Raw genomic sequence first — 14255 nt, 5'->3', positions numbered from 1 at the left:
CTTGCTTATTATTTTGTAAGCTTTTTCATCATAAACCGAAAGCGCTTACTTGTTTACCCATCAAACTTTAGTTCTTACTTAGAAAAGCATAGAAGCACCGTTTTATCGGTGCTTCTATGCTTTATTTTTTATGGAGCGCCGTCTAAGGGAAGCCGAAGCTCCACGATGGTCCCTTTGTCTTGCTCACTTTCCATATTAAACGTGAAGGAATCCTTGTAGCACAGCTTTAAGCGTGTATACACATTTTTCATGCCGACATTATCCCCGATAGCGTCATCACCTTCTAAATAGTGATGCAGCTCCTCCAGCTTGCTTTCAGACATGCCGATCCCGTTATCCGAAAGCCGAAATACTAGGCTATTATCGGCATAACCAATATGGATCGCTATCAGTCCCATTTTCGCCGAGCTCTCTATTCCATGGATGCTGGCGTTCTCAACAAACGGAAGGAAGGTCATCTTTGGAATCATCTGCTCATAGACGGCCTCCTCCACCGTAAGCTGATACTGCAGCTTATCTCCAAAACGATATTTTTGGATTTCCAAGAAGCATTCGATAAGCTCGATTTCTTCTCGAACCGTTACCCAGCTTCGCTTCCAAGAGATCGATTTGCGGAATATTTTTGCCATATAATGAATCGTCTTAGCCGTTTCCGTTTCTCCCTTCATAAGGCTTCGCATTCGAATGGTCTCAAGTGAATTAAACAGAAAGTGAGGATTAATCTGACTGTGAAGCGCATGGAGCTGCGCTTGTCTCTGTCTGATCTCGAGATCCTTTTTCTGTATATCAGCCATGTACACATCATTGATGAGATTGCCTATCTCTACGGTCATTCGATTGAATTCACCTGTTAATTGTCCAATCTCATCTCGTGATTTTTCGTAAGGAATTGTCTCAAAATGCTGATTTTTCACCTTTTTCATATGCTTGAGTATGCGCACGAGTCTTACGTGAATCGATCTGGAGATGACTGCAATGATTATGGATGGCAGCAGGAAATTAATGAGCGCCAAATAAATAATGAACGCACCCGATTTTCGAACCTCACGCAGTACCTTCTTCTCGTCTATAACGCCGTCTAAGCTCCAGCCATTTAAGTAATTGTTATTCATGTATGTTTTGTGGAAAGTGATCGGCTTCTCTGGCAATGACACAGCAGAAAGCAGAGTCTCTCTCGATTTCCAATCCACCTGGCCATCATTCGTATAATGGACAATGCCGTTCGGGTGAACAAAATAAACTACCCCGTCAAAGCCCGCTCCTTCGAATAATTCAGAAACCTTTCTCATATTCAAATCAATTTTAATGATGCTATCATAGGCGCTGTTCGTATAACTCAAACGCTGTACAAGACTAAGGGTATTGCCGCTTTGAATCAAATAGGGGTAGGGCACAGCAGTCTTTATGAATTGCTGATACCAATCAGACTTTTTCACATCTTCATCCGTTAGCAAAATAGGACCAGAGGGCAATATCGTCGGGTTATTCGTATAAATAATCGTCGATGCTATCGTCAAATATGCCTGTTCCGATAAATTGAACGCGCTTCTTATATTCGTAAACGCCTCAATATAATCGCTCTGTGACGGATAGCTTCGATCCAAATGACTGTTAAGAAGAGGATCAATATAATAGAGATATGAGATGCCGGCGGCCTGATCAATAACGGATTTCAGCTCTCGCTGCAATTGCCCCAGCGCCATATCCGCATCCTCTGTTTTTTGATTTTTAATATTATTGGTCGTCACATTATAAAAAAAGATATTCGTCAATACTATCGGAATGAATACTGAAAAAATATACATCAGCAGCAGCTTATCCCGCAGCTTCAAATGATTTAAATGAAACTTGTCCACATGCTTCCTCCACCTGCTCATTTTTTGCCGACTAGCATATTTCTGTAATCGGTGGGCGTCACCTTCTCAAGCTTCTCAAACTGGGTCACGAAATAATCCGCGTTTTGTAAGCCTACCTTCTCAGCAACCTCATACATGCGCAGATCGGTTTGACGCAGCAGCTTCTTGGCTTCGCTAATTCGAAGACCAAGAAGAAAATCATTAAAATAAACACCATAGCTTTTACGAAACAGCTGACCGAGATAGACAGAATTCATATAAAATTTACCGGCGATGCTCTTGAGGTTAATATTTTCAGCATAATTGACTTCAATATATTTTCTTATTCTTTCAATTCCACCCTTTGCCTGTTGCTTTCTCAGCTCCGTAATATAAGCAGAAGCCTCATTGAAGAATGAAATAAATAATTGCTTCAAGCTCTCCAGAGAGCCGTGGTTCTTTTGCCATTCCATCATGTTGAAGAGGTGATTTAGCTTCTTTTCATCCCCATCCATATCCCGAATAATGTTAATCACACCGATTACGAATCGAGTGACAGCATTGGAGACCGCACTGGGAGCAAAGCGTTTCATACGAAATTGCTGAAACAGCTCCTCCGTATCTTTTAAATACTGCTCCTGATCTCCCTCTTCAAGCTTCTCAATAATTCGGCTATACAGCTCCTGCTCAATGTCAAAATAATAAAGCGGCGTGCCTAGAACATGTTTGGCATAGATGAGGCTCTCGCCGTTCTCTGCATATTTATAGGACAAAGCATCATTCGCCGTTCGATAGGAGGTATTCATATTGCGAAGCTGCAAGATCGTTTGGCCTACATAAAAGGTAAAACCCGTCTTCGTTCCCTCCACTAGTGCTTGATGAAGTGAGGAGAAGACGTTACCCTCCGCTTTTCCTTTTGAGAGGACTGAATCCATTTGAATCAATAAACCGTAAAGCCCCTTCTGCTGCTCATATATCGTAAATTTTGCATCCTTCCACTCTGCTGCGTGCTGCAGCGACTCTGTCATTTTCTGCACTAGCTTGCTCGTTCCATCAGTCAGATCAACTCCATCTATTTCAGCAAGCACATAGGTGAATGATGCCATTTCATCCATATTGAGTGCTGTCGCCAGTGCACGGGCATCGCTGTCGGAATCTACGCCTAGAATAAGCGTTTCTACAATCGATTCCGAAACAAGCTTATCTCCCGTAAGACTGGTCAGCTTTCTTAGATTAAGTGTTCCCGCAAGCTTCTTGAGTGTATTTTCAAGCTGCACCTCGTCTATCGGCTTCAAAATATAATCATGGACTCCATAGCGTAAAGCCTGCTGTGCATAGGAGAAATCGTGATAACCGCTTACTATGATAAAAGTGGGATTCTGCTCACGTTCATTCGTCACTTTATGAATAAGCTCCAAACCATCAAGCAACGGCATCCGTATATCTGCAATAACAAGATCAGGGCTAAGCTGTTCTATAAGACTAAGCGCCTCTTCTCCATTTTCCGCTTCATCTACTACGGTAAAGCCTAAGCCTTCCCAATCGATAAGATTCCGCAAGCCCTTCCTCACAAACATCTCATCATCCACCAAAAGAACTTTATGCATACTGCGTCCTCCTATTTTTTCATAACCGATTTTCTATAAGCTGTCATGATCCTAAACACGAGGCTTTCTTCTGATGTAATCGTTTTCAAAAAGATTATAGCGTTGTATCTAAATAGATTCATACCCTAATAATCATATATTTTACTTTAAAAACTAAAGAAATGGCTATTCATTTACCCTTGCTTTGTTTCAATTGGAGCTCATACGGTTACATATAACTATAGATTACGATAACCGTTGATCTACAAGATCAACAAATAAGATTAGAGGAGAGATGAACATGACACAACAAAAAACGAGTAACGGTTTATTGCTTGGTGCACTAATAGGGGGAGCGGTCGGTGCTATCTCAGCGCTATTATTGGCTCCTAAATCCGGCGCGGAACTCAGAGACGACCTATCTACTAAGTTGCAGGCCGTCAGTGAAAAAACGAAGGACATTTGCTCTAACGTCGGACAAACAACTAAAGAAATCGCTGCAACTGTTGGTCAACATACAAAGGATCTTGCAACTAACATCAAAGACGAAACAGCTGATTTAGTTGAACAAGCTAAGAAATCCAATCAGAACATCATGGACTCCCTATCTTCTTCGAAAGAAGAGGTTAAGGATGAACTCGCATCAACTGGGAGGTAATCCTATGAGTAATAAAATCAAATCAACAACCAACTCTATGGCACCCACCGAGAAGGATATGGTGAAGCTGGGAGAAGAAATGAAGCAGATGGACACCAACAGTGAGGTTATTGAAAAAGGGCTAGTTCCAGACCCTATTCAATAATAAATCAGATCAGGTGAACGGGGTTGCTCATTAAGTAGAAACTTCTACTTAGTGGGTGACCCTTTTCACTTCTATAGGCATTTGTTTAAATGCTTGAGGTTGGCTGTTGTGGCTCGTAATGAGGGGGGGATAGAGCTAGTTTTTAGCTCTATTTTGCCGATTTTGGTTAGTTTGGGCGGAATAGAGCTAGGTTCTAGCTCTATTCTTCTGCTAACGGACCAATTTACGCTGGTTCGGGATAATTTCGGCGCAATAGAGCTAGTTTTTAGCTCTATTGTGCCGAGTTGGGTTAGTTTGGGTGGGATAGAGCTAGATTCTAGCTCTATTCCTCAGCTGACGGACCAATATGCACTGGTTCGGGATAATTTCACCGTAATAGAGCTAGGTTTTAGCTCTATTTTGCCGATTTTGGTTAGTTTGGGTGGAATAGAGCTAGGTTTTAGCTCTATTGCATCAATTTTGGTTAGTTTGGCCTGTGAATAGAGCTAGTTTCTAGCTCTATTCCTGTAACCACGCGGCTCCCCGTGACCACCGTTCATTTTCCATCCAAGTAAACCAGACGAGCCCAGAAAGACAACCACTTTATCTCAAAGTGGTTGTCTTTCTGGGCTCGTTCCACACCTTTTAATCCTATAAATAAGAATGCTGCTGCACTATAGAATGATTACATCATCAAATCCTGACTATTTTGCATCAACAACACTTTAAGCTTCTCGATGGCGCGCTTCTGTATGCGAGAGACACTCATCTGAGAAACACCTAGTTGATCCGCTATGTCTCGTTGGGACTGACCATTGTGATACGCAAGCACAACGACTTTTTTCTCTTCTTCCTTCAATTGATTGAGCGCCTCTTCCAGATCAAGGCGGCTATCAATGGCACGATAATCGTCACGATCGGATCCTATAAGGTCGCCAATCGTAGCCGCGCTATCACCTTCGCTGGATAGCGGAGTATCCAATGACACATAATGATACGCCTCACGACAAGAGAGTACTTCAATCGTTTCCTCAACAGATAGATTCAAATGATCCGCGATCTCTTCCATTTTTGGCGAACGACTTAGTTCTACCGTTAAGTGATCTATCGCCTGCTGAATCATCAAGCCTTTTTCTTTAATTCTCCTTGGCACCTGTATATACCATGATTTGTCGCGTAAATAGTTTTTGAGATGCCCAATGATGCTTTTCATTGCATAGCCCTCAAATGGAATTTCACGCGAAATATCATATTGTTTAAATAAACGAAGCATAGAAAGCTGACCAACCTGATAGAGATCCTCATAAAGATCAGGCCGGCTTCGCGACATTTTGGTAGCAGCCATCTTCACGATAGGCTCAAAATGCAAAAGTAGTTCTGTAGCGATATCATTACAATTCGTATCCTGGTAGCTAATAATTTTCTCAATCATTACTTGCGGATCTTGGCAGGATGAATTTGGAATCATGCCATCTCCTCTTTCCTACCAAACTTGGTTAGAATAACTTCCGTACCTCTCTCGGTAAATACTTCAACTTTATCCATCAAAGCATTCATCATAAAGAGGCCAAGTCCTCCTGCTGTTATTTCGCTCAGTTCTTGATCATGATGCGAAGCGTTTTTGTTCGTTGCGTGATCGTATTTAAAGCTGCTGCCATCATCTTTTACGCGGATGGAAATCCCTTCTTCCTGAATCTCAAAGCTAATATCGACAACCCCTGGCTGTTGATTGCTATAAGCGTGGAGCACTGCATTGGTACAAGCTTCTGTAACAGCTACCTTCATATCTTCGATTTCATCATAGTAAAAGCCTGCTTTTTGAGCGATTCCAAATAATGTGAGTCTAACAATATCGATGTATTCTGCCTTTGCAGGAATCGTTAAATGAATAAATGAGTTCATATGAGATCTACCCTCTCCTGTGTGTACCCTCTTCTAGCTTACACTTTTTTTATTTTATTCCAAAATACAGCTGTGGATAAGATCGTATTGTAAATCGAGCTTAGCTTGCTTGAAGGCTCCTTGACCGGACTGCTGCTTTCTCTTTTTATTGTAGAGGCAATACTAGCAGCGGATTCCCTAGCGACTCCTGTGAAAGATTGAATAGCATGACCGATATCATTAACGGAAGCAAACAGCACATTCAAGGAGCTTAACTTCGTACGCACATCCTGTGTCATAGCGTTCGTATTATGAATCGCTTGTTTCACATCTACACTTATTTGAGATACCTCGGTTCGAAGCTGTCCAATCGTTTGACGCGTTTCTTCTAACGTTCCTCTCACTGTTTTCAAGGTTTTCACGAGTGAATAGAGCAAAACTAGAAAGGCAATTGCTATAACAGCTACACTAATTTGAATGACAATGTCCATATCAGTCACCACTTTCCTTTTTTATTAGATACCCGTTAAAAATAATTTTGAAACAGTTCATAAACTTACCTTTAATTCTATATATAGATCAAATCTTTCTATACTCAATTCATGTTATAATAGAGGTTATGAATAGAATAAAAACCTTGCTTTAAAAGGAGATCTGATATTGCGATATTTCAAATTAAATATTCGTTCGAAAATATTAATTGGCTACTTTTTGATCATTTGTTGCCTAGCTGTATCTATTATTGTCGTTAATGATCGAATATCTTCCCTTCAAAATGAAATGGAGACGATCACAACTAGGGATCTGGAGGTTCAACATCTCATTACGACCATTCGCTATAATGCGATAAGCATGGAGACCAGCCAGCGCGGTTATATTATTACTGGTAATGATGTTTATTTGGAACCGTTCATGAAAGGGAAATCCGAGTGGCTGGCGAACTACAATACGCTTTATCAATATATTTCGGATGATCCTGCCACGAAGAGAGATCTGGAAGAGATAAAGCTAAGTATTGAGAACTGGTTAGAAAATGCAGGCGAACCAACCATTCAAATGAGAAAAGAGAATAAAACACAAGAAATCATTGATTTTTTTGTTGAAGACAAGGGCAAACAGGATATAGACAACCTGCGCTTACAATTTGAAAACCTGCGTCAAAAGGAAATGGATTCAACTAAAAATCATATTATTAAATTGGAAAATAGAAATGACATTCTTATCATCAGCCTTTACGTCATGCTTATTATCGTTTCCATTATCGCATTTATCATCGTTTCCTTCGTATCTAATGCAATTGTAAGAACGATTAAAGATGTAGTAAAAACAATCTCGGATATCGCTTCCTCCGAAGGAGATCTGACAACCCGCATTAAGGTGCAGACAAAAGACGAGATCAAAGACCTCGCCGATGCAACTAACAACCTGTTGGACAACATTAACGGGCAGAACTGGATACAAACCAAGGTAGCCGAAGTGGCAACGATGAATCAGGGAATTAACGATATTAATACACTGGCAGATTCATTTCTTGCCAAGCTTGCTCCTATGCTTAATGCGACCTATGGATTATTTTATTTGCGGAGCGGCAAAGGAGAGCAGTCGAGACTGATCAAGATTGCTTCCTACGCAGGAAGTGATCTTAACGAGGCTGCTTCAAGCTTCCGCATCGGAGAGGGTCTAATTGGCCAAGCAGCGCTTGAGAATCGCACATTCTTGCTTAATTCAACTCCCGAGAATCCCATTCATATCACAACCGGTATGGGACAATTCCCACCGCATAGTATTTTAATTTTTCCTGTTGAGTTTGAAGGGAAGGCTTCAGCCGTCATTGAATTTGCATCCGTCGTGCCGTTCACTTCTCAGCATTTGAAGCTGCTGGAGCAAATCCAAGGTCACTTCGGCGTAGCAATCAATAACGTTGCGGGTCGAATGGAAGTCGAGCGATTGCTCAGTGAGTCACAGGTCTTAACAGAAGAGCTGCAAACTCAAACCGAAGAATTACAAACGCAATCGGAAGAACTGCAAATGCAGCAAGAAGAAATGCGTATGACGACCGAGCATTTGGAGGAACAAAATCTTTTTGCAGAGCAAAAAACGAAGGAATTAGAGAAAGTAAAAGAAGAGCTTCTCTCTTACGCAGAACAGCTTAAGACCAGTTCACAATATAAATCTAATTTCTTAGCCAATATGTCTCATGAACTTCGTACCCCGTTAAATAGTATTTTGATTCTTTCGCAGCTCCTTTCAGAAAATGAAAACAAGACGCTTAACGATGAGGAAGAAGGGTATGCTAAAGTCATTCATACATCTGGAAATGATCTATTGACGCTTATTGATGATATTCTAGATTTGTCCAAGATTGAAGCCGGCAAACTGCTGCTAACCATGGATGAAGTGAATGTCTCTGAACTTCCAGAGCATATGAAGCTTATATTCGGCAAATTAGCTGAGACAAAGGGACTTCAGTTCGATATCAACATAGCTGATGATGTTCCGATCGTTCTCTATACTGACGGTCAAAGATTGCAGCAGATTTTGAAAAACTTACTATCTAATGCATTTAAATTCACGGAAACGGGAACCGTTTCTTTATCTATTGAAGCAGCTGATCAAGAAAGCATAAATCAGTATGTTCCTCAACATGCCAATGGAGATGTATTAGCTATTTCAGTATCAGATACGGGCATAGGTATTCCAAAGAACAAGCAGCAATTGATTTTTGAAGCATTCCAGCAGGTCGACGGGGAAACGAATCGTCAGTACGGCGGAACCGGTCTCGGCTTATCCATTTGCAATGAGTTTTCGAAATTGCTCGGTGGTCGTATCGTTGTGGAAAGTGCGCCCGGTAAAGGCAGTACCTTCACGCTATTTGTACCAAGCCAACCGAATATGGAGAAGGAGCAGCTAATCTCAGCTCATAATGAAGTAGCGGCTGCTCTCCCTGCAAACGAGCCCATACATGAGCCTGACATTTTAACATCATCATTTATTAAAGAATTGGATCCTGATATCTCCTTGTTTGAAGGAAAAAATGTCCTGCTAGTTGAGGATGATTCACGTAATGTATTTTCACTTGTTAAAGCGCTGGAGAACAAAAAGTTCAATGTGACAGTCGCAAATAACGGCAAACATTGCTTGGAAATCATTGAACAGAATGCTAACTTTGATATCTTGCTCATGGACATTATGATGCCTATTATGGATGGATACGAGACGATGGGAATTCTTCGTCAAGAATCTTCTGCTCTGAAAGATACACCTATTATTGCCCTTACGGCAAAAGCAATGAAGAGTGATCGAGAGAAATGTTTGGAAGCAGGTGCTTCCGATTATATCAGCAAGCCATTGAATATGGATCAATTGTTCTCGATAATGCGCGTATGGCTGACTAAGCAGGTGGGAAATTGAGTACATCTTATGAGGAAAATGAATTAGATTCTGATTTAGCCTCACCTAACGAAATAGAGCGTATTGAGATTAACTTACTGACAGAGGGCATTTTTCAAGCTTATGGCTATGATTTTCGAAATTATTTAAGATCTTCTCTACGCAGACGCATACATCATCGGATGAACCAAGAGAATCTATCGACGATTACCATGCTATTGAATAAAGTACTGCATGATCCCTCTTTAATGGAGAAATTGTTAAATGATTTCTCCATTAAAGTAACGGAAATGTTTCGTGATCCAAGCTTTTTTCAAACCTTTCGTCGTGATGTTATTCCTCTGCTTCGTCATTATCCTGAGATTCGAATTTGGCATGCGGGTTGCGCGAGCGGAGAAGAAGCTTATTCCATGGCTATACTTTTGCTTGAGGAAGGTTTGCTGTACAAGTCAAAGCTATACGCTACCGATATGAATGAGAATGTGATTGAAATCGCGAAGCAAGGAAAATTCCCGCTTAAACGCATGCAGGCCTTTACGAAAAACTACATGCAAGCAGGCGGTGCCAAGGAATTCTCCTCCTACTATACAACCGATCATGAGTATGCAACGTTTCATCCGTTTATAAAAGAGAATATTATGTTTGCGCAGCATAACCTGGCAACAGATCGTTCCTTCAATGAATTTCACGTCATTTTATGCCGGAACGTACTTATTTACTTTGATGCGGACTTACAGAACCGCGTGCATGATTTATTTTTCGAAAGTCTGGCATCAAACGGTTTCCTTGCATTAGGCAATATGGAGTCCATCATAACACCGCATAAGGCTCAATATGAGGATTTCAATGGACCCGAACGTCTATTTCACAAAACCAATAGTTAAGTTGGAACAACAAAAACAAGGATCTCGGCAATAACTGCCTGGGATCCTTGTTTGATTTAAAAAAAAAGAAAATGACCTCAGCGTCATTTCCTCCTATGCATGAATAATCATCAGCTTAACTTAATGGCCGGCTACTGCATTCAAATATTTAGTTAGGATAACTTCTGTTCCGCTCTCCGTCGCCTCGACAGTAACCTCATCCATAAGAGCTTGCATCAAGTAAATGCCTAATCCACCGCTGCGTAGGCCGCTTACGTCTACGTCGGGCAATGGCGATGCATTCTCTAGTTCATTCGTAAGAGTATGTCCTGAGCCATTGTTTTTTATTTTTACAGTAAGACCTTCATTATCGGATTCAAAGCAGACATCAATCTGATTCTCCGTATCTTCCTTAGAGCCATGAAGAACGGCATTATTGCATGCCTCCGATACGGCTACCTTCATATCTTCGATTTCCTCATAGGGAAAACTCATTTTCGTTGCGATTCCAAATAGGCAGATTCTCACTATATCTATATAGTCTGCATGGGCCGGGATCTGTAAACGGATGGCATTCATGCTTGAGCCTCTGTCCCTTCTATTAGATATCTGGAAATGCCCGTCAAGTCAAACAGGCGCTTGATTGCTGGTGGAATCTCACGCACGTAGAATGGTGCTTTAAGCTCATCACGCAGCTTCAACACCGAGACGATAATGCCAATGCCGGTACTGTCAATATATTTAAGCCTGCTTAGATTCATTATCAAAGTCTTATCCGTTCTATTCATTACGGGTTGTAATGCTGCTCTCAGCTGAGGTACAACAGATAGATCTAGTTCACCAATGATATGCAGAATATGCTGTGAGTTCGTTTCTTCTTGTTCAATTTCAAATTTCTCAGCGTTCATTCATTTCACTCCACTCACTTTTGTTTAATAAATAATAACAATATCGAAACCAACGATCAAGATATGCTCATCCACTTTACATGGATGACGTATGGAAAAAACTAATGGAGATTAGTACCTTCGTATCAGCATCGATAAAAAGCTTCAATAAAGCTTCCTCTCTCTGAAATACAATGCCATCCTCCGTCACAAAATCTGGTTCTCCAAGTGCAGCTTTAATATCAGCGATGGTAGCTTTAATGAGTTTATCATCAATCTTCAATGGCTTGGAGAGGTCCTCCAATTCAAGAGATCCAACGATCTCATGATCGAAAATGACGCTCATGCTCCCATATTGATACGTATCAACCTCACTCATATACTCATCTGCTTTAATTAACTCGGGTTCACCAAGCTTTTTAATTAAAGAGGTGGGATCATCATATAAAGAAACATCGTTGACCGTTAGCAGCGCAAGCTCACCCTTCGTTTGATTCATCGGTTCCTTCTCAGTTACCGTTTGTGATTCAATCACTTGTTGGGGGCTCGCATCCACATCGATTGTATCAGGTTCATCAATTACTTGAAGTGGCTCTGCGGCTTTTGCTGGATCTTCTGCTTCAACTGGAACATTTAGATCAGCAGCTTCAGTTACCTCTATAGCATGAATTCCTTCTGATACGGTTGAAGGAGACAATGAAGCCGTTACTATTTTATTAGCTGATTCAAATAGTGTTTCCGTTTTCGCTTGGTTTCGATCCTTCGCTGCTGAATATGTAGCACCCGCATGATCGAAATCGCTCATATAAACAAAAATACTGCCAATTATACAGCTCATTAAAATAAAACGCTTCATATGGAATACCTCCTATACGTACTTTGTATTAGGTTCCATGGATGTGCACCTTCATCGAACGGTTACGTTTATAATTACATATAAACCGTTCCCAAGCGTTTGAAACAGGATCAAGCATCTTTTTCACAAAAGAATCTTTCTGTATCGGCAAGCAGCCATTATTTCGTGGAAATGAGCACAACACAAATATCATCTTTTTGAATACCGCTTGTATGCTGAGCTACTACCTCTTGAACATATTCAGACGGATCTGACACGTTGCCGCTGGCTAAGTCGACAATAAGCTTATTTAAATGAGCGTCCTCATCCTCGCTTCCCTCATCGGCTAGCATTTCGCCCAGCCCATCCGTATAAAGCACAATGTTAATATCCTTGTCGTACGTAAGCGTTCCTTTCTTTATATCCAACTGCTCAAATAAACCAATTGCACTGCAGCCCTCTGTAAGCAGCTCCACTTTATCTCCCATCAGCAGCTTGCCAGGAGGATGTCCTGCATTTACATACTCGATTCTTCGGTCCGCTGTATCAATAACCAAATAGATAGCTGTAAAATAGTAATTCAACAACTCTTCTTTTCTGTAGAGCTGTTTCATATATCGATTTAACTCGTGCATAACGAGCTCTGGATCTGTAATATGCGTAATCGTATCCCGTAGAACAGATGAAATATACATACACACAAGGGATGAAGCAATCCCGTGTCCCATCATATCAAGCAATATTACGCCGTATCGGTCTTCATCAATACGGTACCAAGCATAAAAATCACCTGCCAGCTCGGAGGAAGGCTGATAAACAGCATGTATATCAATTTTCTCATCATAGATGGGCTGACTGAGTACATTGCGCTGCACGTTTTTGGCTAAGTTCAGCTTGAATTGCATAAGCTTATCTCTCTCTTTGTGCCAATCGATCTCTTGCTTCAATCGTAGTGCAGATCGAATTCGGGCAAGCAGCTCCATTTTATTAATGGGCTTCATCACATAGTCGCTTGCGCCGGCGTCCAAGGATTCTGCCATTTTGCTGGAGTCTCCAAGCGCTGTAACAAATATAATGGGAACATCCTTATAGCGCTCTACCTTCAGTATTCTCTTGCATGCTTCTAATCCATCAATTTCCGGCATCATCATATCCATTAAAATCAAGTCAACATTAGACTCCGCTGCTGGGCACGTCGAATCAATGTCAAGCACATGATAAAGTTCAAGAGCAGAGGAAACAACTTTTAAATCGGTATAGCCTGCTTTCGTTAAAATAGCTTTAATAATAAGCTGATTTGTCGTATTATCATCAACAATTATTATACTCATAGGGCAAGCTCCTCTATTTAGTCTGTACTTATCTATATTGAGCAAGTTTGCTTTAGCCGTCAATCTTATTAAGAAAGAAATATGATATTTTCGTCCATCCTTCCTGCTATTATGCAGGAAAAGACCTACCCGCTAGGATAGGTCTCCTTTCCTTTATGTCCACATAGTGGTTATGCTTATACCACATAGTGAGGATAGTAGTATACAGCTGGATCATAATCATCCCCCGTATACTCTGTGCCGCTCCATGCGATAACCAAGATTTTGTCTCGGTCCATATCACGCTCAAGACGCTCCGCATCGGTCTTGGAAATACCAAGTGATCTCATTTTGGCACGAAGCTCGTCACCCGTTGAACGGAAAATATTAGCGATTGCAGTACCGAAGCCCTCCTCTGCTACTCCAATATTTTCAGCATCTGTGTGATCAACAATACGTTTAGTCCGATCCTTATCATGAGTCAGTACATAGATATTATCCTTCGAATAGCCCTCGGATTGGAATTTATAAACCTGCTCTTGAACCTCTGCAATGTTATTGACTGTGTGTACCTTCGTATTTGTTAGATTATTCATTTTAATTCCTCCTGTTATTTTCATTTTTTATTTCATTTTTTTCATTAGTATTAAACATTTGCCTCAACTGCTTAACCGCTTCGTAAAGCTAATTGGCTCGTCTTCGACCAGCAATAAGGGAGACGATGAAGAGAACAATAAAGACGACGAACAATAATTTCGCTACACCCGCCAGAGCGGATGCTATGCCTAGAAAACCAAAGATACCAGCGACGATTGCGAATATGAAAAATAATAGAGCCCATCCTAGCATGGGTATCACCTTCTTTTCTGAATTGTTTTTGCTAACT

Annotated in this window: 16 protein-coding genes; 5 read left to right on the top strand and 11 right to left on the bottom strand. The window is 41.0% G+C overall.

The annotated features are described in order from the left end of the window. Positions 1-128: 128 nt before the first annotated feature. Both AC0YOD_RS23145 and AC0YOD_RS23140 read right to left on the bottom strand, forming a co-directional pair. A complete protein-coding gene (locus AC0YOD_RS23145) occupies positions 129-1856 on the bottom strand; it encodes a sensor histidine kinase (protein ID WP_475801694.1) in 1728 nt (575 codons plus the stop codon). A 17-nt stretch (positions 1857-1873) separates the two neighbouring features. Then, the gene (locus AC0YOD_RS23140; protein WP_475801693.1) at positions 1874-3442 is read right to left on the bottom strand and encodes a response regulator; all 1569 of its coding nucleotides are present in this window, start codon (positions 3440-3442) and stop codon (positions 1874-1876) included. 280 nt (positions 3443-3722) lie between these two features. Here AC0YOD_RS23140 and AC0YOD_RS23135 point away from each other — a divergent pair, with 280 nt between their 5' ends. The 3 genes from AC0YOD_RS23135 to AC0YOD_RS23125 all read left to right on the top strand — a co-directional run bounded on the left by AC0YOD_RS23135 (position 3723) and on the right by AC0YOD_RS23125 (position 4707). Beyond that, positions 3723-4079: a YtxH domain-containing protein gene (locus AC0YOD_RS23135; RefSeq protein WP_475801692.1), complete on the top strand. Its 357-nt coding sequence runs from the start codon at positions 3723-3725 to the stop codon at positions 4077-4079. 4 nt (positions 4080-4083) lie between these two features. Further along, complete coding sequence (locus AC0YOD_RS23130; RefSeq protein ID WP_475801691.1) at positions 4084-4224, top strand: hypothetical protein; 141 nt, start codon at positions 4084-4086, stop codon at positions 4222-4224. Positions 4225-4332: 108 nt separating this feature from the next. Beyond that, on the top strand, positions 4333-4707 hold the full coding sequence (locus AC0YOD_RS23125) for a hypothetical protein (RefSeq protein WP_475801690.1): 375 nt from the start codon (positions 4333-4335) through the stop codon (positions 4705-4707). A 181-nt stretch (positions 4708-4888) separates the two neighbouring features. Here the strand turns inward: AC0YOD_RS23125 and AC0YOD_RS23120 are convergent, their stop codons facing one another. The 3 genes from AC0YOD_RS23120 to AC0YOD_RS23110 are packed head-to-tail and all read right to left on the bottom strand — an operon-like array spanning position 4889 to position 6575. After that, on the bottom strand, positions 4889-5671 hold the full coding sequence (locus AC0YOD_RS23120) for a sigma-70 family RNA polymerase sigma factor (protein ID WP_475801689.1): 783 nt from the start codon (positions 5669-5671) through the stop codon (positions 4889-4891). Further along, the gene (gene rsbW, locus AC0YOD_RS23115) at positions 5668-6105 is read right to left on the bottom strand and encodes an anti-sigma B factor RsbW (protein WP_475801688.1); all 438 of its coding nucleotides are present in this window, start codon (positions 6103-6105) and stop codon (positions 5668-5670) included. The genes AC0YOD_RS23120 and rsbW (AC0YOD_RS23115) overlap by 4 nt, the downstream gene beginning before the upstream one ends. A gap of 38 nt (positions 6106-6143) precedes the next feature. Beyond that, positions 6144-6575 (bottom strand): DUF948 domain-containing protein, encoded by a 432-nt coding sequence (locus AC0YOD_RS23110; RefSeq protein ID WP_475801687.1) that lies wholly within the window; start codon positions 6573-6575, stop codon positions 6144-6146. 169 nt (positions 6576-6744) lie between these two features. Between AC0YOD_RS23110 and AC0YOD_RS23105 the strand changes: the two genes are divergently transcribed. Beyond that, positions 6745-9495, top strand: a complete 2751-nt coding sequence (locus AC0YOD_RS23105) for an ATP-binding protein (RefSeq protein WP_475801686.1) — start codon at positions 6745-6747, stop codon at positions 9493-9495. Continuing rightward, positions 9492-10358 carry a CheR family methyltransferase gene (locus AC0YOD_RS23100; protein ID WP_475801685.1) on the top strand — a complete coding sequence of 289 codons (867 nt, stop codon included), beginning with the start codon at positions 9492-9494 and terminating at the stop codon, positions 10356-10358. Before AC0YOD_RS23105 ends, AC0YOD_RS23100 begins: the two co-directional genes overlap by 4 nt. Positions 10359-10478: 120 nt before the next feature. Here the strand turns inward: AC0YOD_RS23100 and rsbW (AC0YOD_RS23095) are convergent, their stop codons facing one another. The 6 genes from rsbW (AC0YOD_RS23095) to AC0YOD_RS23070 all read right to left on the bottom strand — a co-directional run bounded on the left by rsbW (AC0YOD_RS23095) (position 10479) and on the right by AC0YOD_RS23070 (position 14218). Next, positions 10479-10916 carry an anti-sigma B factor RsbW gene (rsbW, locus tag AC0YOD_RS23095; protein WP_475801684.1) on the bottom strand — a complete coding sequence of 146 codons (438 nt, stop codon included), beginning with the start codon at positions 10914-10916 and terminating at the stop codon, positions 10479-10481. Continuing rightward, positions 10913-11245 (bottom strand): STAS domain-containing protein, encoded by a 333-nt coding sequence (locus AC0YOD_RS23090; protein ID WP_475801683.1) that lies wholly within the window; start codon positions 11243-11245, stop codon positions 10913-10915. Before AC0YOD_RS23090 ends, rsbW (AC0YOD_RS23095) begins: the two co-directional genes overlap by 4 nt. A gap of 76 nt (positions 11246-11321) precedes the next feature. After that, positions 11322-12080 (bottom strand): hypothetical protein, encoded by a 759-nt coding sequence (locus AC0YOD_RS23085; protein WP_475801682.1) that lies wholly within the window; start codon positions 12078-12080, stop codon positions 11322-11324. A 158-nt stretch (positions 12081-12238) separates the two neighbouring features. Next, on the bottom strand, positions 12239-13390 hold the full coding sequence (locus AC0YOD_RS23080) for a SpoIIE family protein phosphatase (protein ID WP_475801681.1): 1152 nt from the start codon (positions 13388-13390) through the stop codon (positions 12239-12241). A gap of 176 nt (positions 13391-13566) precedes the next feature. Next, on the bottom strand, positions 13567-13965 hold the full coding sequence (locus tag AC0YOD_RS23075; RefSeq protein WP_475801680.1) for a YflT domain-containing protein: 399 nt from the start codon (positions 13963-13965) through the stop codon (positions 13567-13569). Positions 13966-14053: 88 nt separating this feature from the next. Continuing rightward, entirely contained in the window at positions 14054-14218 is a 165-nt protein-coding gene (locus tag AC0YOD_RS23070; protein ID WP_475801679.1) for a DUF1328 domain-containing protein, read from the bottom strand. Positions 14219-14255 lie beyond the last annotated feature (37 nt).

The organism is Paenibacillus sp. J31P13, from assembly GCF_056269295.1.
This window is presented reverse-complemented; position numbering and strand designations above follow the sequence as displayed.